Origin of the sequence: Qipengyuania xiamenensis, from assembly GCF_019711495.1 — a bacterium.
Classification (GTDB): Bacteria; Pseudomonadota; Alphaproteobacteria; order Sphingomonadales; family Sphingomonadaceae; genus Qipengyuania; species Qipengyuania xiamenensis.
Map to the genome: position 1 here is coordinate 1,002,161 of NZ_JAIGNM010000001.1, position 20,155 is coordinate 1,022,315.

The 20,155-nt window shown below is 63.6% G+C and carries 20 protein-coding genes and 1 tRNA gene; 13 read left to right on the forward strand and 8 right to left on the reverse strand.

Annotation, left to right across the window (positions count from 1 at the left end; genetic code table 11):
- From K3165_RS05030 to K3165_RS05040, 3 genes are all read left to right on the forward strand, one after another.
- The gene (locus K3165_RS05030; protein WP_221431754.1) at nt 1-237 is read left to right on the forward strand and encodes a lipoprotein; all 237 of its coding nucleotides are present in this window, start codon (nt 1-3) and stop codon (nt 235-237) included.
- Between the two features lie 63 nt (nt 238-300).
- Nucleotides 301-1,563 (forward strand): diaminopimelate decarboxylase, encoded by a 1,263-nt coding sequence (lysA, locus tag K3165_RS05035; RefSeq protein WP_221547695.1) that lies wholly within the window; start codon nt 301-303, stop codon nt 1,561-1,563.
- Complete coding sequence (locus tag K3165_RS05040; RefSeq protein ID WP_221547696.1) at nt 1,563-2,336, forward strand: precorrin-2 dehydrogenase/sirohydrochlorin ferrochelatase family protein; 774 nt, start codon at nt 1,563-1,565, stop codon at nt 2,334-2,336. Before lysA ends, K3165_RS05040 begins: the two co-directional genes overlap by 1 nt.
- Here K3165_RS05040 and K3165_RS05045 read toward each other — a convergent pair.
- Entirely contained in the window at nt 2,333-3,313 is a 981-nt protein-coding gene (locus K3165_RS05045; protein WP_221547697.1) for a helix-turn-helix domain-containing protein, read from the reverse strand. The two genes, K3165_RS05040 and K3165_RS05045, sit on opposite strands and share 4 nt — an antisense overlap.
- A gap of 123 nt (nt 3,314-3,436) precedes the next feature.
- On the opposite strand from K3165_RS05045, the gene K3165_RS05050 reads away from it, so the two are divergent.
- Both K3165_RS05050 and K3165_RS05055 read left to right on the forward strand, forming a co-directional pair.
- Nucleotides 3,437-3,991, forward strand: coding sequence for an RNA polymerase sigma factor (locus tag K3165_RS05050; RefSeq protein WP_221547698.1), 555 nt, complete (start codon nt 3,437-3,439; stop codon nt 3,989-3,991).
- Nucleotides 3,988-4,356, forward strand: coding sequence for a DUF6768 family protein (locus K3165_RS05055; RefSeq protein WP_221547699.1), 369 nt, complete (start codon nt 3,988-3,990; stop codon nt 4,354-4,356). The genes K3165_RS05050 and K3165_RS05055 overlap by 4 nt, the downstream gene beginning before the upstream one ends.
- Nucleotides 4,357-4,368: 12 nt before the next feature.
- Here K3165_RS05055 and K3165_RS05060 read toward each other — a convergent pair whose 3' ends face one another.
- Nucleotides 4,369-5,658 carry an adenylosuccinate synthase gene (locus K3165_RS05060; protein ID WP_221547700.1) on the reverse strand — a complete coding sequence of 430 codons (1,290 nt, stop codon included), beginning with the start codon at nt 5,656-5,658 and terminating at the stop codon, nt 4,369-4,371.
- A gap of 125 nt (nt 5,659-5,783) precedes the next feature.
- On the opposite strand from K3165_RS05060, the gene K3165_RS05065 reads away from it, so the two are divergent.
- Genes K3165_RS05065 through K3165_RS05075 form a run of 3 tightly spaced genes read left to right on the forward strand, consistent with a single transcriptional unit; the run spans nt 5,784 to nt 8,188 of the window.
- Nucleotides 5,784-6,602, forward strand: a complete 819-nt coding sequence (locus tag K3165_RS05065) for an aldo/keto reductase (RefSeq protein ID WP_221547701.1) — start codon at nt 5,784-5,786, stop codon at nt 6,600-6,602.
- Between the two features lie 46 nt (nt 6,603-6,648).
- A complete protein-coding gene (gene trhO / locus K3165_RS05070) occupies nt 6,649-7,590 on the forward strand; it encodes an oxygen-dependent tRNA uridine(34) hydroxylase TrhO (protein WP_221547702.1) in 942 nt (313 codons plus the stop codon).
- Nucleotides 7,583-8,188: a glutathione S-transferase gene (locus tag K3165_RS05075; protein ID WP_221547703.1), complete on the forward strand. Its 606-nt coding sequence runs from the start codon at nt 7,583-7,585 to the stop codon at nt 8,186-8,188. The genes trhO and K3165_RS05075 overlap by 8 nt, the downstream gene beginning before the upstream one ends.
- Here the strand turns inward: K3165_RS05075 and K3165_RS05080 are convergent.
- The 3 genes from K3165_RS05080 to K3165_RS05090 form a co-directional block, all read right to left on the reverse strand.
- Nucleotides 8,185-9,297 (reverse strand): ATP phosphoribosyltransferase regulatory subunit, encoded by a 1,113-nt coding sequence (locus K3165_RS05080; protein ID WP_221547704.1) that lies wholly within the window; start codon nt 9,295-9,297, stop codon nt 8,185-8,187. The genes K3165_RS05075 and K3165_RS05080 overlap by 4 nt on opposite strands.
- Nucleotides 9,298-9,325: 28 nt before the next feature.
- Entirely contained in the window at nt 9,326-10,909 is a 1,584-nt protein-coding gene (gene serA, locus K3165_RS05085) for a phosphoglycerate dehydrogenase (protein WP_221547705.1), read from the reverse strand.
- 89 nt (nt 10,910-10,998) lie between these two features.
- Nucleotides 10,999-12,153, reverse strand: a complete 1,155-nt coding sequence (locus tag K3165_RS05090) for a phosphoserine transaminase (RefSeq protein WP_221547706.1) — start codon at nt 12,151-12,153, stop codon at nt 10,999-11,001.
- Between the two features lie 258 nt (nt 12,154-12,411).
- On the opposite strand from K3165_RS05090, the gene K3165_RS05095 reads away from it, so the two are divergent.
- A complete protein-coding gene (locus K3165_RS05095; RefSeq protein WP_221547707.1) occupies nt 12,412-13,584 on the forward strand; it encodes a glycosyltransferase family 4 protein in 1,173 nt (390 codons plus the stop codon).
- A 3-nt stretch (nt 13,585-13,587) separates the two neighbouring features.
- Here K3165_RS05095 and K3165_RS05100 read toward each other — a convergent pair whose 3' ends face one another.
- Both K3165_RS05100 and K3165_RS05105 read right to left on the reverse strand, forming a co-directional pair.
- The gene (locus K3165_RS05100; RefSeq protein ID WP_221547708.1) at nt 13,588-14,025 is read right to left on the reverse strand and encodes a hypothetical protein; all 438 of its coding nucleotides are present in this window, start codon (nt 14,023-14,025) and stop codon (nt 13,588-13,590) included.
- A 73-nt stretch (nt 14,026-14,098) separates the two neighbouring features.
- On the reverse strand, nt 14,099-14,740 hold the full coding sequence (locus K3165_RS05105; protein WP_247713887.1) for a PadR family transcriptional regulator: 642 nt from the start codon (nt 14,738-14,740) through the stop codon (nt 14,099-14,101).
- 105 nt (nt 14,741-14,845) lie between these two features.
- On the opposite strand from K3165_RS05105, the gene K3165_RS05110 reads away from it, so the two are divergent.
- Nucleotides 14,846-16,162 (forward strand): replication-associated recombination protein A, encoded by a 1,317-nt coding sequence (locus tag K3165_RS05110; RefSeq protein WP_221547709.1) that lies wholly within the window; start codon nt 14,846-14,848, stop codon nt 16,160-16,162.
- Nucleotides 16,155-17,036, forward strand: a complete 882-nt coding sequence (locus K3165_RS05115) for a hypothetical protein (RefSeq protein WP_221547710.1) — start codon at nt 16,155-16,157, stop codon at nt 17,034-17,036. Before K3165_RS05110 ends, K3165_RS05115 begins: the two co-directional genes overlap by 8 nt.
- Here the strand turns inward: K3165_RS05115 and K3165_RS05120 are convergent.
- Nucleotides 17,033-17,974, reverse strand: coding sequence for a glutaminase (locus tag K3165_RS05120; RefSeq protein WP_221547711.1), 942 nt, complete (start codon nt 17,972-17,974; stop codon nt 17,033-17,035). The two genes, K3165_RS05115 and K3165_RS05120, sit on opposite strands and share 4 nt — an antisense overlap.
- A 93-nt stretch (nt 17,975-18,067) precedes the next feature.
- Here K3165_RS05120 and K3165_RS05125 point away from each other — a divergent pair.
- Nucleotides 18,068-18,143 (forward strand) — tRNA-Thr (locus K3165_RS05125).
- Nucleotides 18,144-18,205: 62 nt separating this feature from the next.
- Nucleotides 18,206-19,888, forward strand: a complete 1,683-nt coding sequence (locus K3165_RS05130; protein ID WP_221547712.1) for a BCCT family transporter — start codon at nt 18,206-18,208, stop codon at nt 19,886-19,888.
- Nucleotides 19,889-20,155 lie beyond the last annotated feature (267 nt).

Below are 20,155 nucleotides of genomic sequence, written 5' to 3' on the forward strand. Positions count from 1 at the left end.
ATGCGCTTAATCACCGTTCTCGCCCTCTCGGCTGCGCTATGCGCCTGCGGCCAGAAGGCCGATCTCGAACCCGTCGCGGGCCAGACCCTGCCGCCCAAGCCTTTCGGCGCCGAGACGCAACCCGATGCGCAGGACCTGCTCGCGCTGGACCCGCAGGCCGCGCCCGATCGATCGGTGGAGCTCAGGACCCGCTCGGAAGAGCGCGAGGACGATCCCTTCGACCTGCCGCCCGAGTGAGTTGCAGGCCGCAAAGCACAGTTTGTTAGACTCGCGCGGGGACATTCGGCACAGGGCAGCGCCATGGACCATTTCCAGATCCGCAACGGCATCCTCCATGCCGAAGACGTCGCCCTCCCGGTCATCGCCGAAGAAGTCGGTACACCGGTCTATGTCTATTCGCGCGCAACACTGGTTCGCCATGCGCGCGTGTTCCGCGATGCGTTGTCGGGGCTGAAAAACCCGCACATCGCCTTTGCCGTGAAAGCGAACCCCAACCTCGCCGTCCTACGTGTGCTGGCGAAGGAAGGCTATGGCGCCGATGTCGTGTCGGGCGGCGAGCTGACCCGCGCGCTGGCTGCAGGCATGAAACCCAAAGACATCGTCTTTTCCGGCGTCGGCAAGACACATGCCGAATTGCAGCAGGGTCTCGAGGAAGGCATCGGCCAGTTCAACATAGAGAGCGAGGAAGAAGGCTACGAGCTGGCTTCCATTGCGCGCCGTTTCGGCAAGACCGCTGCCTGCGCGCTCCGCGTCAATCCCGATGTCGATGCGCGCACGCATGAGAAAATCTCTACCGGCAAGCGCGAGAACAAGTTCGGCGTCCCGCTCGACCGTGCAGCTGAAATCTATGCCAGCCTTTCCAAGGAGGACGGGCTCGATATGCGCGGCATCGCGGTTCATATCGGCAGCCAACTGGGCGACCTCGAACCGCTGGAAACCGCTTTCGGCAAGCTTGGCGAATTGATCACGCAGCTGCGCGAAGCGGGCTGCAAGGTGAGCCATGTCGACCTGGGTGGCGGTCTCGGCGTGCCATACAAGACCGGCGAGGAACTGCCCGCGCCCGCGGAATACGGCGCCATGGTCGAACGCGTGACGAAGGACTGGGACGTCCAGCTCATGTTCGAACCCGGCCGCGTCATTGCCGGCAATGCAGGCGTCCTGCTTACCCGCGTCATCCGTGTGAAACGCGGTATCGAACGTCCCTTCGTAGTGGTCGATGCGGCAATGAACGATCTCGCCCGCCCAGCCATGTATGGCGCGTGGCACGATTTCGAGGCTGTCCAACCGACCGGCGAAAAGTCGGTCTCCCACATCGTCGGCCCGATCTGCGAGACCGGCGATACCTTCGCGATGGACCGCGAATGCGACACGCTGGTCGCAGGCGATCTCGCGGTCTTCCGGACTGCCGGCGCCTATGGGGCAACCATGGCATCGAGCTACAATTCGCGCGGTTTCGTTGCCGAAGTGCTTGTCGATGGCGACCAGTTTGCCGTGGTGGCGGACCGCATCCCCGCCGGTGCGATCATGGATGCCGAGCGCGTGCCCGCCTGGCTCGACGACTGATGCATTCGCTACCGCTCTTCCACCGGATCGCAGGACAGCGCGTCGTTGTGGTCGGCGAAGGAGAAATGGCGGAAGCGAAAGCGCGGCTGGTCGAACGCGCAGGCGGCATTCCCTGCGCAGAGACGGAGGCACATCATGCCAAGATGGGCTTCGTGGCGCTTGAGGATCCGCGCGCTGCGGAAGCGGCCGCTCTCAGGCTCAAGCGACTGGGCCTGCTGGTCAATGTCGCCGACCGCCCCGAACTGTGCGACTTCACCCTGCCCAGCATCCTCGAGCGTGGTCCCGTCATGATTGCGGTCAGTACCGGCGGCGCTTCTGCGGGCCTCGCAAAGCACCTGCGGCTGCGGCTCGAGAAACTGCTACCCCAAGGTCTGGGCGCGCTCGCGGAAGGGCTTGCTACAGCGCGTGAGCGGATCAGGAACCGCTTTCCGGACGGGACGGAGCGGCGTCGTGCCATCGACGAAGCCCTTGGCGAGGGCGGGAAGCTTGACCCGTTCGAGCATGCCAGCAGCGATCGCATCGATGATTGGCTGGACAATACCGCCAAGCCCGAGGGCGACCGGGTGTTGCAGTTCGATATCGCCAGCGACGATCCAGACGATCTCACCGTCCGGCAGGCGCGCGCCTTGGGCACGGCGGACGTCGTCCTGCATGACGAGGCTATTTCCGAAGCGGTGCTGATCCGTGCACGGGCCGACGCCATGCGCATCCCTCTGCCCGCCGACCCGGCAGAGCACGAAGGTCAGGTCATTGTGCTTCGCCGCGCGGGCTAGAGCACCAGCACCTGCTCCTGCGCGCCGAGACCGATCTCGCTGAAATAGCGCGCCATCATGTCCGCGGTATTATCGCTCAGCGCGATATGCGCCCTGCGACGATCATGCGGGTCCGGAATGCGGACGAGCAGGTCGGTATCGACCATCTGCGAGATCCACCGCAGCGCCGTGGTCGCTGGAACACCGGCGGCAATGCACAGCGATGTGACGCAGACCTGCTGCCGTTCCGAACGCGATGCCGCGAGGTCGAGCAGGATGTCCCATGCGGGATCGGCGAACAGCTCCGAATCGAAGAATTTGGCGCGCGCCTGGCGGCGGGCGATGAGCGCGCGGATGACCGGCCCGTCGGGCAAACGCGGCGCGGCTGCGCTTTCGTTCCTGACGACGTACTCGTCCCCTGCCCCGCGCCACGAACTGCTCGAGGCTTCGAGCCGGAATGCCCCGCCCCCTTCGCGCTGGCCCGGCGAGAGTTTCTCCAGCCGCTCCGCCATGCCGGCGACCTGTTCGGTCAGGCGCAGCAGCATCAGCCGGTCTTCCTCCGCCAGTTCGCGCAGGCGCAGGTTGGGCACATGCGCGAGCGAGCGCCCGATCGCGATCACCCGTTCCGCATGCCCCGGATCGACAAGGATTTGCGCACCCGACATCGAAAAGCAGCCGAAAACCGCATCGAGCGCGGCCATCGTCGTCGAAACGATCAACTGCGCCCCGGACTTGCCCGCTCGCATGTCGAGCCGCGAGAGCAGCGCTATCGCGCCAGCATCGGGCTCTACGCAATCGACCAGCACGAGATCGCCGAGGGCCCCGGTTGCCCCGCTGGCATATTCATCGAGACCGCAGCATTCGAGCACACGATAACCGGCCGCCTCGGCATCCTCGCGCATCTGCACGCGCACCGCATCGCGATCGGCAAGGATGGTGACGGCCAGTTGGATTCCGGCCCCGTCATTGACTGGCTCGTACGAGAAATCGGCTTGCATCGACTCGTTCTCCTTACCGCGAGATTTGGAACGTAGTGAGAACAAATACGGATCGTGTCAAGAATTTCAGGTTGTTATCGATTTGGGTTGAACCATTTGACCTCCTGCTGCGACTAAAGGGACATGACGCAGCGGGGCACAGGTCAGCCGGATACGGCACGGCTGTTCGACGAACTGCTGGTGACCCATGTCCAGTCAGGCGATCGCCGAGCCGCTGAACGGCTGGCGGGGCGCTGGCATCCGCGGCTCATGCGTACGGCGAACCGCCTTCTGCGCGACGAAGAGATGGCGCGATCCGCGGTACAAGACACGTGGATTTCCATCCTGCGAAGCATTGCGACGCTGCGTGATCCGTCGCGCTTCGCACCCTGGGCCTTTGGCATCCTGCGACGCAGGTGCGCCGATGGCATCAGGCAGGCGCAGGCCAGGCGATCGAGACTGGGAGAGATGCCGTCCGACGCGGCTACGCCGCCAACCGGCGAGGAAGCGATCGGGCTGCGCGAGGCATTCGACGCACTGCCCCATAACCAGCGGTTCGCCGCGCAATTGTTCTTTGTCGAGGGCCTGACCCTCGCCGAAATCGCGGAGGTGCAGGACATTCCGACCGGCACTGCGAAATCGCGAATTTTCCATGCCCGCCAGAAACTGAAGGCGGCTCTAACCGGAGACGATCAATGACCGGAATCGACGACCAGATCAGCACTGCGCTAGACGAGGACGACAGGGCCTTCCTCGCCTCGCTCAACGAAGAGCGCGGCATGTTCCGCCAGATCGGCGACAGCATGCACGGACCGCTTGGCGGGTGGGCGAAGTTCAGTTTCGCGATCGCGATCCTGATCGGTATCGGCCTTGCCTATTCCTTCTTCAGGGCGGTCACCGCCGATGACCTGCAGCCGATGGTCGGCTGGGGCATGACCACGCTCGGCCTGTTGATCATGCAGGGCTTCCTGAAGGAATGGATGTTCGCCCGCATGAACATGCTGAGCGTGCTACGCGAGGTGAAGCGCCTGCAATTGCAGGTCTCTATGCTGGAGAAGCGCTGAGCGACTCCGTAATCAGTCCATGAAGGGATCGCGCATCAGGATCGTGTCGTCGCGCTCGGGGCTGGTGGATACCAGCGCGACGGGCGTTTCGATCAGTTCCTGGATGCGCTGGACGTATTTCACCGCATTGGCCGGCAGGTCCGCGAAGCTGCGGGCACCGGCGGTGCTTTCGCTCCAGCCGTCCATCGTTTCGTAGATCGGTTCGACCTCGGCCTGGTCGGCGGCATGGCTGGGGAAGTAGTCGTAGACATTCCCGCGCAGACGGTAGCCGGTGCAGATCTTCACTTCGTCGAGACCGTCGAGCACGTCGATCTTGGTGAGCGCAATGCCAGTTACACCGCTGATCGCGCAGCTCTGGCGCACGATGACCGCATCGAACCAGCCCACGCGGCGCTGGCGACCGGTGACAGTGCCGAATTCATGGCCGCGCTCGCCAAGGCGCTGGCCGATCTCGTCTTCGAGTTCGGTCGGGAACGGCCCGCTGCCGACACGCGTGGTGTAGGCTTTCACGATGCCGAGCACGTAGCCCGTCGAGTTGGGGCCAAGCCCGCTTCCCGACGCTGCCGTGCCGCTTACGGTGTTCGAGCTGGTGACGAAGGGATAGGTGCCGTGGTCGATGTCGAGCAGCACGCCCTGCGCACCTTCGAACAGGATCTTGGCGCCAGCCTTGCGGACCTTCTTCAGGCGCTTCCACACAGGTTGCGCGTACTGCAGGACGAAATCGGCAATGCCGCGGAGTTCCTCGAGCAGCGCTTCGCGGTCGACGGGCGGCTGGTCGAAACCGGCACGCAGCGCGTCATGGTGCGCGCACAGGCGGTCGAGCTGCGGCTCGAGGCTGTCGAGATGCGCAAGGTCGCACACGCGGATCGCGCGGCGGCCGACCTTGTCTTCGTAAGCAGGGCCGATGCCGCGACCCGTGGTGCCGATCTTGCCGGCACCTGCAGCCGTTTCGCGAAGGCCGTCGAGATCGCGGTGGATCGGCAGGATGAGCGGGCAGTTGTCTGCCACGGCGAGATTGTCGGCGTTGATCACAACGCCCTGGCCCTCGAGCTTTTCCACCTCGGCCTTCAGGGCCCAGGGGTCGAGCACAACGCCATTGCCGATGATCGAGAGCGTGCCCGACACGATGCCCGAAGGCAGTAGCGAAAGCTTGTAGACATTGCCGTCGATGACCAGCGTATGGCCGGCATTGTGCCCGCCCTGGAATCGCACGACGGCATCGGCGCGGCTGGCGAGCCAGTCGACAATCTTGCCCTTGCCCTCATCGCCCCACTGGGCGCCGATCACGGTGACGTTGGCCATTACTTCAAGTCCTGCAATGTGGGATGCTCAAACGCGCGCGGCACTAGGCCTATATGCGGCCCGGGGCAAGGCGCAGCTGAGGAAACATCCGCCGAGTTCTCCATTGGTGTTGCAAAGGAGACCTTATGACCGATTACCCCACACTACCCCTGAATGACGGCCGCCAAATCCCCCAGCTCGGCTTCGGCACCTGGCAAATGGAAGAGGAAGACGCGCCCGAGGCCGTCTCGACCGCGATCGATGTCGGCTACTGGCTGATCGATACCGCTGCGATCTACGGCAACGAACGCGGCGTCGGCAAAGGCGTGGGCGACTGGTCGGACATTTTTCTCCAGACCAAGATCTGGAACGAGAGCCAGGGTCACGAGCGGACGCTCGCCGCGGCAGGCAAGTGCCTCGGGCGCTTGGGCCGCGACCATGTCGACATGCTACTCATCCACTGGCCCTGCCCGGAAAAGGACCTGTTCGTGGAGACGTGGAAGGCGCTGATCGAGCTGCGCGACCAGGGCAAGGCGAAGTCGATCGGCGTGTCGAATTTCCGCGAGGAGGACCTGCGCCGCATCATCGACGAGACCGGCGTCACCCCGGCACTCAACCAGATCGAACTGCACCCCAGCTTCCAGCAACGCGAGATGCGCAAGGTCCACGAGGAACTGGGCATCGTGACACAAAGCTGGTCGCCGCTCGGACAGGGCAAGGGCATGTCGAACGATGTCATCCAGGCGATTGCGGAAGAGACTGGCCAGCCGGAAACCGCCGTGATCCTGCGCTGGCACATCCAGCACGGGCTGTGCCCCATTCCCAAGGCGTCGAGCCGCGATCATATCGAGGCGAACTTCAAGGCGCTGTCCTTCGAACTGTCGGACGAGCAGATGGGGCGTATCGACGACCTCGACGATCCGGACGGCCGCATGGGTCCCGACCCGGCCGACTTCAACGGCTGACAAGCGTCTTTCGGGCGGCGCGCCGGACTGCTATCGGCGCGCCACCATGACCGACCTGCCTATCCGCATCGCAGCGCTCTATCACTTCACGCGCTTCGACGATCCTGCCGCGCTCAAGCCGGGCCTGCTCGCCTGCGCCGAGGAAAACGGCGTGCGCGGCACGTTGCTGCTCGCGAACGAAGGGATCAACGGCACGATTGCCGGCAGCGACGAGGGCATCGAGGCGGTGCTGGACTATATCCGCAAGCTTCCCGGATGCGCCGATCTCGACTGGAAGGAATCCCGCAGCGCCGAATTGCCCTTCCACCGCACCAAGGTCCGCCTGAAGCGCGAAATCGTGACCATGGGCCAGCCCGATCTCGATCCGAAGGGCGGCGTCGGGACATATGTCGATCCGCAGGACTGGAACGCGCTGATTTCGGACCCCGACACGATCCTGATCGACACGCGAAACGACTACGAGGTCGCCATCGGCACCTTCGAAGGCGCGATCGATCCCGAGACGAAGAGCTTCCGCGAGTTTCCCGAGTGGTTCCGCGCCCGCCGCGAGGAATTCGAGGCCGAGGGCCGCAAACCCAAGATCGCGATGTTCTGCACCGGCGGCATCCGCTGCGAGAAATCGACCGCTTTCGTGAAGTCCGAGGGTCTCGACGAAGTCTACCACCTCAAGGGCGGCATCCTGAAGTATCTGGAAGAGGTGCCGCAGGAGGAAAGCCGCTGGGAAGGCGAGTGCTTCGTCTTCGACGAGCGTGTCAGCGTGAAGCACGGTCTCGATGTCGGCTCGCACAGCCTGTGCCGCGCATGCCGCCGCCCCTTGAGCGAAGCGGACCTTGCACACGAGCATTACGAAGAGGGCGTCTCCTGCCACCAGTGCCACGGCGAGCGCAGCGACGAACAGCGCGCACGATATCGCGAGCGCCAGCGGCAGGAACAGCTCGCCGCAGCGCGCGGGGCGGAACACATCGGCCGGAAGGAAGAGGATGGCTGAGCCGGTCCTCTACAGCTTCCGGCGCTGCCCATATGCGATGCGCGCCCGCATGGCGCTGAGCATCAGCGGCGCGGAATACGATCATCGCGAAGTCGTGCTCCGCGACAAGCCGCCGCAGATGCTCGAAGTCTCACCCAAGGGAACAGTGCCCGTACTGGTGACCGAAGACGGCGCGGTGCTGGAAGAAAGCCTCGACATCATGCGCTGGGCGCTGAGCAAGAACGACCCCGAAGACTGGCTCGAGCGCGACGATAACGACTTGCTTGCCGCGAACGACGGCCCGTTCAAGCACCATCTCGACCGATACAAATACTCGACACGCTATGACGACGTCGATCCGGAGGAGCATGGGCAAAAGGCGCTCGACCACCTGCGCACACTGGAAGAGCGACTGGCGAACAGCCACTGTTTGGGTGGCGAGAAACGTGGCTTCGCCGATATCGCCATCTTTCCCTTCATCCGCCAGTTCGCAAATGCTGATCGCGAATGGTTCGATGCGCAGGACCTGCCCAATGTGCAGCGCTGGCTGAGCGAACTCGTCAATTCGGAGCTGTTCACCGGCATCATGGCAAAGCACGACCAGTGGCAGGCTGATTAAAGAGCCTTGGGCTCGCCGCCGTCGAGCACGTGCGTGCAGCCGAGCGCCGAAGCGTCGTCATTCTCGCCGATAGCCGCCACCGTACGCCAGCCTTCGCCGCGCAGGCGCAAAGCCGCATCGGTGTCGTGGCCTAGCGGCAGGAAGAGCGTGTCGCGCCGGCCCGCATTGGTCTGTCCGAGCGCTTCGAGCAGCGGCTCGATATAGAGCGAGAAGCCGGTCGCGGCTTCTTCGCTGCCCTTGATCGCATAGGTACCGCCGCGGCCCAGCGCGCCGCGCGCACCGGTGGCGTGCAGCGTGAAGCCGAACCAGCTCTGGTATTCGAAACCGTGGCGTTCGGATGGGTCGAGCGTGAGGCGGGCCCGGTCGCCGAGTGCGGCGGCTACTTCACGCAGGGCAGCAATGCGTGATGCGAGCACACCGCCGACATCGAGTGCGGCCAGCTTCTCTATCGCATCATCGAAAGGGCCGGTCGCATAAAGCAGCGGGAGATAGTCCTCGCCCCCGGCCGCCTTGAGCCCGCCGGCATCCTTCATGTCGAGTTCGCGGCGGACCGCTTCGCGCTTCTCCTCTGCCAGCGGCAGCGCTTCCTCGGCCAGTGTATCGACGAGGTCGGGGAGCGTGAAATCGACCGAAAGGCCGGTCAGTCCAGCCGCTTCGAGAGCGTCGAGTGCTACGGTCACTGCTTCGATAGCAGCCGCAACGCTATCGCTTCCGACAAGTTCGGCGCCCATCTGCAGGCGCTGGCGTGCGGGATCGAGCTGGTCCGCCTTCAGCAGGGCAACCTCGCCAGCATAGGCAAGGCGCAAGGGACGCGGAGCCTCGGCAAGACTGGTCGCTGCAATGCGCCCGACCTGCACGGTAATGTCGCTGCGCAGTGCGAGTGTACGCAGGCTTTCGGGATCGGTGAAACGCACCATGCGGCGCGTCGCCACGCCTTCCATCCGGCCTGCCAGCGAAGCCTCGAATTCGACCAGCGGTGGACGCACACGGTCATATCCATGGCTGTCCATGGCATCGAGAACCTGGCGCATGGCGCGGGTGATCGCGGCGGCGCGCGCGGGCAGCGCGTCTTCGAGGCCGATGGGCAGGAGATCGTCGGGCTTGGTCATAGCGCGGGGTCCCCTGCCCTATCGCAGTTTAGAATGCCAGTGGCATTACGGTCTTCACGCCTTCAAGCGCGCAGGCCTTGTCGACGACGTCCTGCGGGATCGGCTGGTCGACGCTCAGCAACAGCACCGCCTCACCCCCTGCAGCACGGCGGCCGAGGTTGAAGGTACCGATATTGATGCCGTTTTCGCCGAGCAGCGAACCGATGCGGCCGATGAAGCCCGGTGCGTCTTCGTTGACGATGTAGAGCATGTGCCCGTCGAGTTCGGCTTCGATGCGAACACCGAAGATCTCGGTCAGGCGCGGTGCGTCTGCCCCGAACAGCGTGCCGGCAACCGAACGGTCGCCGCTGTCGGTACCCACGGTCACGCGCAGCAGGGTGTTGTAGGCACCTTCCTTCTCGTGGCGGATCGAACGGATATCGAGGCCGCGTTCCTTCGCGAGGAAGGGCGCGTTGACCATATTCACCGTGTCCGAATACTGGCGCATCAGGCCGGCAAGCACTGCACCTTCGATCGGCTTGCCCGAAAGCTGCGCTGCCGCGCCTTCGCGCTCGATGCTGATCTTGGTGAGATTGCCGTGCGCGAGCTGTCCGACGAGGCTGCCGAGGTTTTCTGCGAGGCCCATGTAGGGGCGCAGCTTGGGCGCTTCCTCTGCGCTGAGCGAAGGCATGTTGAGCGCATTGGTGACGCCGCCGTTGACCAGGTAATCAGCAAGCTGTTCAGCCACCTGCAGCGCGACATTGACCTGCGCTTCGTTGGTGCTGGCGCCAAGGTGCGGCGTACAGATGAAGTTGGGTTTGCCGAACAGCGGGCTTTCCTTGGCCGGTTCGGTCTGGAACACGTCCAGCGCCGCGCCTGCCACCTGTCCGCTGTCGAGCGCATCGGCCAGCGCAGCCTCGTCGATCAGGCCGCCACGCGCGCAATTTACGATGCGCACACCCTTTTTGGTCTTGGCAAGGTTTTCGCGGCTGAGGATGTTGCGGGTTTCATCGGTCAGCGGCGTATGCAGCGTGATGAAATCGGCACGTGCGAGCAGCGTATCGAGATCGACCTTCTCTACCCCGATCTCCACTGCGCGTTCTTCGGTCAGGAAGGGATCGAAGGCGATGACTTTCATCTTCAGCCCCTGTGCGCGGCTGGCCACGATCGAACCGATATTGCCCGCTCCGATCAGGCCCAGCGTCTTGCCGGTGACTTCGACGCCCATGAAATCGTTCTTGGGCCATTCGCCTGCCTGTGTGCGACGGTCGGCTGCCGGAATCTGGCGGGCCAGCGCCATGATCATCGCAATGGCGTGTTCGGCGGTGGTGATCGAATTCCCGAACGGCGTGTTCATCACCACCACGCCCTTCGAACTGGCGTAGGGAATGTCGACATTGTCGACACCGATGCCCGCACGGCCGATGACCTTGAGATTGGTCGCGGCGTCGAGGATTTCCTTGGTCACCTTGGTCGACGAACGGATGGCGAGACCATCGTAATCGCCGATACGGGCTTTGAGTTCTTCCGGCGTTTCACCGGTGATGACGTCGACGTCGCAGCCGCGCTCTTCGAAGATGCGCGCTGCGTTGGGGTCCATCTTGTCGCTGATGAGGACTTTGGGTTTGCTCATGACGGAATATTCCTGTCGTTTTCCCGGCGCGTCGCCGGACAGTAATTGGGGGGAGGCGGCGGCCCGTTCTCGTGGGGCCGCCAACCGGATCAGCCGTTCTTGACGGTCTCGTAGGCCCACTCGATCCACGGCAGGAGACGCTTCAGGTCTTCCTGCTCGACCGTGCCGCCGCACCAGATGCGAAGGCTCGGCGGGGCATCGCGATAGCCGTTGAAGTCGTAGCCGACGTCGCGCTCTTCGAGGAGCTTGACGATCTTCTTGGGAACGGCGGCCTGGTCTTCTGCCGACAGGCTTTCATACCAGTCGCCCTGGAAGACGAAGCATACGCCGGTGTTGGTCCGCTTGGCAGGGTCGGAGACCATGTTGCGCAGCCACGGCGTCGCCTCGATCCAGTCGAGGACGATCTTGGCATTGGCATCGGCGCGTTCGAACATCGCCTTGCGGCCGCCCATCGCCTGCGCCCATTCGAGCGCATCGATGTAATCTTCGGTCGCCAGCATCGAAGGCGTGTTGATCGTCGCGCCTTCGAAGATGCCGCGGTTGATCTTGTCACCCTTCTTGAGGCGGAAGAGCTTGGGCAGCGGCCATGCCGGATCGTATTCCTCGATGCGGGCAACGGCCTTGGGGCTGAGGATCAGCATGCCGTGCTGCGCTTCGCTGCCCATTACCTTCTGCCAACTGTAAGTCGTGGCATCGAGCTTCGCCCAGTCCATCTCCATCGCGAAGACGGCGCTGGTGGCATCGTTGATCGTCACGCCTTCGCGGCCCGGTGCAAGCCAGTCGGTATTCGGGATCTTCGCACCGGAGGTCGTGCCGTTCCAGGTGAAGACGACGTCATTGTCCTGCGGGATCGAGGCGAGATCGGGAATTTCGCCGTAATCGGCGTCGAGCGTGGTCAGCTTGGGCAGCTTGAGCTGCTTGACTGCGTCCTGGATCCAGACGTTGCCGAAGCTTTCCCACGCCGCGACGGTTGCCGGGCGGTCGGGGCGCAGCATCGTCCACATCGCGCATTCGAGCGCGCCCGTGTCCGAGGCCGGCATGATGCCGACAAGGTAATCCTCGGGCACGCCGAGCATCTCCTTCGACAGGTCGATGGCATATTTCAGCCGCGACTTGCCAAGGGCGCTGCGATGCGAGCGTCCGAGCGATTCGGTTCTGAGATTGGCGGCAGACCAGCCTTTGTGTTTGGCAGTCGGCCCCGACGAGAAGAAGGGGCGCTCAGGCTTGAGCGTCGGTTCAGTCATGTATTCTCTCCTTGCAGAGAGCACGCGCGGCGTTGGGACCGCGTGGCCCGCTGGCGGCAATAAAGTTACGTTCCCGGGAGTCAACGTGAAATAGGTATGCGTCCACGCATTCTGGGTTTCGCCCTATCAAGTCGCGACGCCGCCCGGGAGTTCCGAGCTGGATCGTGCAAGCGCGACGGGGCGAGTTCTGCGGGCGATCCGGCGTGTCCCGAACTCTCCACTCGCCAAATGCGCGAGCATTTCCTATGGCCCCGCGCGATGGATGTGTCCGACCTTCGCATTGCGCTGTTCAGCGGGAACTACAACTACACCCGCGACGGCGCGAACCAGGCCCTGAACCGGCTCGCAGAGTACCTGCTGCGGCAGGGCGCACAGCTGCGCGTCTACTCCCCTGTTGTGGCCGAACCGGACTTCGAGGCGACCGGCGACCTCGTCGACGTGCCGAATGTCCGCATGCCCGTGAAAGGGCGCGGCGAATATCGCCTGCCGCTGGGCCTCAATTCCGAAGCGCGCCGCGACCTTGAAGATTTCGCGCCGAACCTGGTGCATGTTTCCTCGCCCGATCCGACCGGCCATGCCGCGCTGAAATGGGCGCGGCAGAACGACGTACCGGTGCTGGCGAGTGTACACACGCGCTTCGAGACCTATCCGCGCTATTACGGTCTGGCCTTCCTCGAACCGGCAATCGAGAGCCTGCTGCGCCGCTTCTACAATCGCTGCGACGCGCTGGTTGCCCCCTCGCAGAGCCAGATCGACGAACTTCGTGCGCAGGGCATGCACGAGGATATCTCGATCTGGTCGCGCGGCGTGGATCGCACCGTCTTCGATCCTTCGCGTCGCGATCTGGAATGGCGCCGTGCCAATGGTTTGGCAGATGACGATGTCGCGATCGTATTCCTTGGCCGGCTGGTCATGGAAAAGGGCCTCGACGTCTTCTCGGACACGATCGTCGAACTGCGCAAGCGGCAGGTGCCGCACAAGGTGCTGGTGATCGGCGACGGGCCTGCCCGCGGGTGGTTCGAAAAGGCGCTGCCGGGAGGCACCTTCGTCGGCTTCCAGACCGGCAAGGATCTGGGCCGTGCGCTGGCGAGCGGCGATATCTTCTTCAACCCCTCGATTACCGAGACCTTCGGCAACGTGACGCTCGAGGCGATGGCTTGCGGCCTGCCTGTCGTCGCAGCCGGTGCTACCGGCGCGGCAAGCCTCGTGACTCCGGGCGAGACCGGGCAGCTTGTCCCGCCAAGCAAGACCGATGCCTTCTCGAAAGGCTGCGCCGAGGCACTCGCGCCCTATTGCACGGATGACGATCTTCGCCTTGCCCACGGTGCGGCAGGCGAGAAGGCTGCCCGCGCCTATTCGTGGGACGCGATCAACCAGGCGGTTGTCGATACCTACCTGCGGCTGCACGGCCAGCGCACAGCCGCAGACTAAACTCTACTTCAGTACGCCGCGCTTTTTCATCATCCAACTGTACAAGAACAGGAGGATGGCGATTGCCCACAGGACAACCGGGAACCAGGCCGGCTGCACTTCGGCGAGCTCCGGCGGCATTTCCGCGCCAGCTTCATAAACCGTGGTAATGGCGATCCCGAGCAGCGAAATCGCAAAGGCGACGAAGGCGTGGCGGCTGCGCGCCAGGAGCAGGATCGACCCTACGAAGGCACCAAGTGTGCCCAGTGCCCATCCGCCATGTGCCCAGGCCGGAAACTGGTCCAGATATGCGATACCCGCTTCGGGATATTGCATCATCTTGAACCACGCTTCGCTGCGCAGGCTGGAGAATATGTAATCCGCTGCCCCGATCGAGTTCCAGAGCAGCGAAACCACCCCGATCACCCAAAGGTGCCAAGGCGTCCTCGTGGTCGTATCCATGCGAAATCTCCCCTCTCGCGTCCCTCGTCGCACAGACTAGCGTGCACACGAGGGGACGCAAGCGTGAGACGGATCAGAGGCGTTCGATCTTTTTCGCAAGCTCGTCGATCAGGTCGACGATCTCTTCCATCGTCTTCTGGTCGAGCTGTCCGCTGCGCGCCTTGTTTTTGAGCACGCCTGCAAGATTGCCCGCCGCGCGGAACATCTCGGGGGTGGCATAGGCACGGCGGCGTTCGCCATGGCCCGCCAGCCGCTCCATCAGCTGCTCGACCTCCTCTGCGCGTTCCTCCAATTCTTCGCGGCCCGCATCGGTGATCTCGTAGGCCTTGCGCGTCTCGTCGCCCTTGGCGGGGGCAATCGCGCCCTCGTCTTCGAGCAGGGATAGCGTGGGGTAGACCGTGCCGGGACTGGGGGCATAGCTGCCGCCGGTCAGATCCTCGACCGCCTTGATCAATTCATAGCCGTGGCGCGGTTCGTCGCCGAGAAGCTTGAGCAGGACCAGCCGGAGTTCACCCGAACCGAACATGCGGCGGCGCCGTCCTCCGCCCCGCTTGCCGAAAGGGCCACCCGGTCCGAAAGGCCCGCCCGGACCGAACGGACCATCGGGCCCGAAGGCATCGTCCCAGCCGCCCATCATTTCCATGCGGGGCCAGGCACCCATCATGCCCATCTTGCGTAACTTGCGCAGTTTGCGAATTTTCCGAGCCTTGTGCATCGCTCGCTCCTTAATCAATCTTCGATAGCTCTAAGATATATCTTAGTTAGCCTTCTGCAAGCGGGCACTGCAAATCCTCGGCGAACGTCCTATGTGAACCGACCAATGTCCGATCTCTTTCCCGACCAGCTCCCGCAGGAGCCTAAGCGCGAGCCGTTGCGCGAAGACGCGCCGCTCGCCGATCGCCTGCGTCCCGAAACCCTTGCCGAGGTCATCGGGCAGGACCACCTGACCGGCCCCGAAGGAGCGATCGGGCGCATGGTTGCCGCCGGGCGGCTTTCCAGCATGATCCTGTGGGGACCACCGGGCACGGGCAAGACCACGATCGCCCGCCTGCTGGCAGACAGCGTGGGTATGCGGTTCGAAAGCGTGAGCGCGGTGTTCAGCGGCGTGGCCGACCTCAAGAAAGCCTTTGCAGCGGCAGACAAGGCGGCTGAAGCAGGCCAGCGCACCTTGCTGTTCGTGGACGAGATCCACCGCTTCAACCGCGCGCAGCAGGACGGCTTCCTGCCCTTCGTTGAGCGCGGCACGGTGACGCTGGTCGGCGCGACCACGGAAAATCCCAGCTTCGCGCTCAATGCCGCACTGCTCAGCCGCGCGCAGGTGCTGATCCTCCAGCGGCTCGATCACGATGCCCTTGGCGAGCTGCTCGACCGCGCCGAGAAACTCGAAGGCCCCCTTCCCCTGACCGCAGAGGCCCGAGATGCACTCGTCGCCAGTGCCGATGGTGATGGGCGCTTCCTGCTCAACCAGGCCGAAACGCTGTACAACGCCAAGATCGACGAGCCGCTCGATCCGGCAGGGCTCGGCAAGTTCCTCCAACGACGGGTCGCGGTCTACGACAAGGATCGCGAGGGGCACTACAATCTCATCTCCGCCCTGCACAAAGCCGTGCGCGGCAGCGATGTGCAGGCGAGCCTCTACTATCTCGCGCGTATGCTGACCGCTGGCGAAGAGCCGCGCTTCCTCGCCCGCCGCCTCGTGCGAATGGCGGTCGAGGATATCGGCATGGCCGACCCGCAGGCGCTGGTTCAGTGCATGGCGGCCAAGGACGCTTACGAGTTTCTCGGCAGTCCGGAGGGCGAACTCGCGCTGGTTCAGGCCTGCACCTATCTCGCCACCGCACCCAAATCGAACGCTGTCTACAAGGCGCAGAAATCCTCGTTCAAGAGCGCGAAGGAGACCGGCAGCCTGATGCCGCCGCAGAACATCCTCAACGCGCCGACCAAGCTGATGAAGGATATCGGCTACGGCGCAGGCTACAGCTACGACCACGATGCCGAAGACGGGTTCTCGGGCGACAATTACTGGCCCGAAGAGATGGAGCCTCAGGCCTACTACCAGCCGGTCGAACGCGGTTTCGAACGCGAAGTGAAGAAGCGGCTCGACTATTGGGACAAGCTCAGGCGCGAACGTGGCTAGGCGCTTCGGCCACTTCCTTGCGATCGACTGGTCCGGCGCCAAGGGCCCGCGGCAAAAGGGGATCGCGCTGGCGATAGCCGATGGCGCAGGCGGCCCGCCGGTTCTGGTCGATGCAGGCAGAGGCTGGTCGCGCGAAGATGTGCTGTCACTGCTGCGCGACGACCTGCCGGAAGATACGCTGGTCGGCCTCGACCTCGGGATTGCCCTACCCCATTACGACTGCGGAGCGTATTTTCCGCGCAACCGCGTCCAGCTTCCCGATGCCCCCGCATTGTGGGCCCTGATCGACGACATCTGCCGGGACGAACCCAATCTGGGTGCGAACAGCTTTGTCGCGCATCCCGACTACCGCGCCTATTTCCGCGACGGCAGCGACACCGGCACGCATTTCGGCTGCGACGGGGCGGACCACGGCCGCGGGCGCTTCAGGGTGACCGAGCAAGCGCAGGCGGCGATGGGGTGCAAGCCCTATTCGAACTTCAACCTCGTCGGCGCAGCGCAGGTGGGCAAATCAAGCCTCACGGGCATGAGGATGCTGCACCGACTTCGCGGGCACGTGCCGGTCTGGCCGGTCGATCCGATGGCCCAGAGCGGTTCGGTGGTGGTCGAGATATACACCAGCCTCGCAGCACTGGAGGCCGGCCGCAGTTCTTCCAGGGCCAAGATGCGGACCTTCGAAGATCTAAACGAGGCGTTGGGCGCCTTGGGATCACCAGCAGTCGCCGGAGCGGGAACGATCGATGATCACGCGACCGACGCGCTGCTCACCGCCGCATGGCTAAGGCACGTTGCTGACGATCAGGCGCGATGGTCTCCGAAAGGTCTTACGCCGCACATCGCCCGGACCGAAGGCTGGACCTTCGGCGCGCTCTAGATTTCAGGTAGCCGCCCGCTGAAAACCGACCAGCCGGTCTTTAGCGCGATCTTCGACAAGGCCTTGGCCCCAAGCAAGCTCGTACCTGCACGGTTGAGGCCGGGGGACCACACCGCAATCGCAGCCCTGCCCGGTACGCACGCAAGAATGCCGCCGCCGACCCCCGACTTGCCGGGAAAGCCGACTTCGAAAGCGAACTGGCCCGAATTGTCGTAATGGCCACACAGCAGCATCAGTGCGTTGATCCGCCGCGCACGGCTGGCGCTGCACATGCGCTGGCCGGTGACGGGATCGGTCCCGTCGAAAGCGAGGAAGAGCGCACTTTCGGCAAGCTGGCGACAGCTCATCGCGAGCGCGCACTGGCGGAAATAGACCGACAGCACGTCTTCGACCGGATTCAAGAGCCGCCCGAAGTCGGCAAGGAACCATGCAAGGCTGCGATTGCGGGAACCGGTCTCGCTTTCGCTTCGTGCCACTTCCTCGTCGAAAGTGATGCTTTCGTCGCGTCCCATCCGGCGCAGGCGGGTCAGCAGGTCCTCCACCGCCTGGTCGGGTGATCGGTCGCCAATGAAGCGATCGGTGGTGACGATCGCACCCGAATTGATGAACGGATTGCGCGGGATGCCTTTTTCGCGCTCCAGCTGGACGATCGAGTTGAAAGCATTGCCCGAAGGCTCGCGGCCAACAGCGTCCCACAGGGAAGCCCCTTCCCGCTCCAGCGCAAGCGCAAGCGCGAACACTTTCGATATCGACTGGATCGAGAATCGCTCGTCCGCATCGCCCGCGCACGCGACCTCGCCGTCACGCGTGGCGAGCGCGATACCGAACTTGTTCGGATCGACCAGTGCCAGCGCCGGAATATAGCTCGCAGGAGTGCCGCTGCCGCGCTCGTCGGCCAGTTCGGCGTAAGTCTCGGAAACGATTGCGCCTAGATCCATCGCAGACCCGATAGGCGCGATGCCATGGAGGCGCAATGATACTGGACGCGGCGCGCAAATTGCGCCAGAGGCGCTCGCGCTCTCGCTCGGTGTGCCGGCTTAGCTCAGTTGGTAGAGCAGTTGATTTGTAATCATCAGGTCAGGGGTTCGACTCCTCTAGCCGGCACCACTCCCGCCCTTATCGGCCCTGCACATTTGCATCCTGCTGTCGCTTCCCTATGACTGGGCGACATGTCTTCCGAAAGTGATGCGCCCATCGCCCCGCCTCTGGTGGAGCTTCCGATCAACACACACGACCGCGGTTTCTACGACGGCTTCAGCCGCGCGGTGACGATCCCGTCCAAGATCATCGTGTCGTTGCTGATCATGTGGGCGATCTTCTTTCCCGTCAGCGCCAGCGAAACGCTGAGCGCGGCGAATTCCACCATCATCTCGAGTTTCGCGGGCTGGTATGTCTACCTCGTTGCCGCGCTGGTGGTCGTGTGTTTCCTCCTCGCACTGTGGCCGTCGGCCGGTAGCCTGAAGATCGGAGCCCCCGACGACGAGCCCGAGTTCGGACGGTTCAGCTGGTTCGCCATGCTCTTCGGTGCAGGCATCGGCATCGGCATGCTGACCTATTCCACGGGCGAGCCACTGGCGCATTTCGCAAACAATCCGGACATCATCCGCGGAACCATCGAGCCGCTCTCCGCCGGAGCGGTCCGGCCGGCCTATTCCTATACCTTCCTGCACTGGGGCCTCGCCGCATGGGCGACCTATGCGCTGGTGGGCCTTGCGATCGGCTATGTCGCCTACCGGCGCGGCCTGCCGCTGACGATCCGTTCCGGCCTCGCGCCGCTGTTCGGCCTGAAAATGTCCGGTATCTGGGGGCATGTCATCGACATCGTTGCCGTGGTCGCGACGATCCTCGGCGTGGCGGTCACCATGGGCTTCGGGGTCGAACAGTTCGTTGCCGGCCTCGCCCGCCTCGGCCTTGGAGACTGGTTACTCGATCCGGATGGGTCGTCCTCGGCCGCCGCGGTCATCGTTTCGCTGGTCGTGCTGGTCGGCGCCTCGACCATCAGCGCGCTTTCGGGGGTCGGACGCGGCATCAAGTGGCTGTCCAACCTCAACATGGGGCTGTCCTTCGCCCTGCTCGCCCTGTTCCTCGTCGTGGGGTCGGGCCTGCTCGGCCTGGAACTGCTCGGCGTCGGGTTGTGGGATTACATGCGCACGATCGCACCCAATTCGCTGACCCTGTTCGACGAAGCGGGCCCGAACGGAGCGGAACTCGTCCAGTGGCAGCTCGACTGGTCGGTATTCTATTGGGCATGGTGGATCGCCTTCGCCCCATTCGTGGGAATGTTCATCGCCCGCATCTCGCGCGGCCGCAGCATTCGCGAATACGTGCTGGGAGTGATCCTCGTGCCATCGCTGATGTGCTTCACCTGGATGACCATCGTCGGCGGGACCGCGATCGACCTGGAACTCAGCGGCGTAGCGGGGGGCAGCATTGTCGGTGCCGGCATTTCGGACCAGCTTTTCGCCACGCTCGCCGTCCTCCTGTCGCCCGGCGTAGCTTCGGTGGTCTCGGGCCTCGTGGTGCTGCTGCTCATGACCTATCTGGTCACCTCGGCCGACAGCGCCATCCTGATCGTGAACACGATCAACGGAGCGGGCGATACCAGCGGCCAGCGCCGCCGCCACATCGTCTTCTGGGGTGCCGCCCTCGCCTTTGTGGTGGGATCGATGCTCATCCTTGGCGGGATCGATGCGATCCGGATCACCATGATCATCGGCGCACTTCCCTTCTCCGTGGTCGTCGCCCTGATGGCGATTTCGATCGTGAAGGCGGTTATCTACGACCTCAGGCGCAAGAAGCACGGCGTGCCGACTACTGCGGCCGGCTGCGCCGACCTCGCCGCCACGAAGTAGTTTCCTGACAATAGGTTACAGTCCTCAGCGTGATTTTTCAGTATATCTCGATTTCTATTTGAAACTACTTCCACAAATATATAATCTAGAGATAGTAAAATATTACGCAACTAAGTCCTGATAACGTTCATATTCCGATATCGGTTTTCTTATTTGAAATATTTGTCCGAGTTCTTTCCTGTGTTGTCTCATTGCAACAGGACTCAATTCATTCGGTAATTTGAAGTCGCACCGGTGGTCGCGCCCCCCACCCTTCCTTATTGGTCT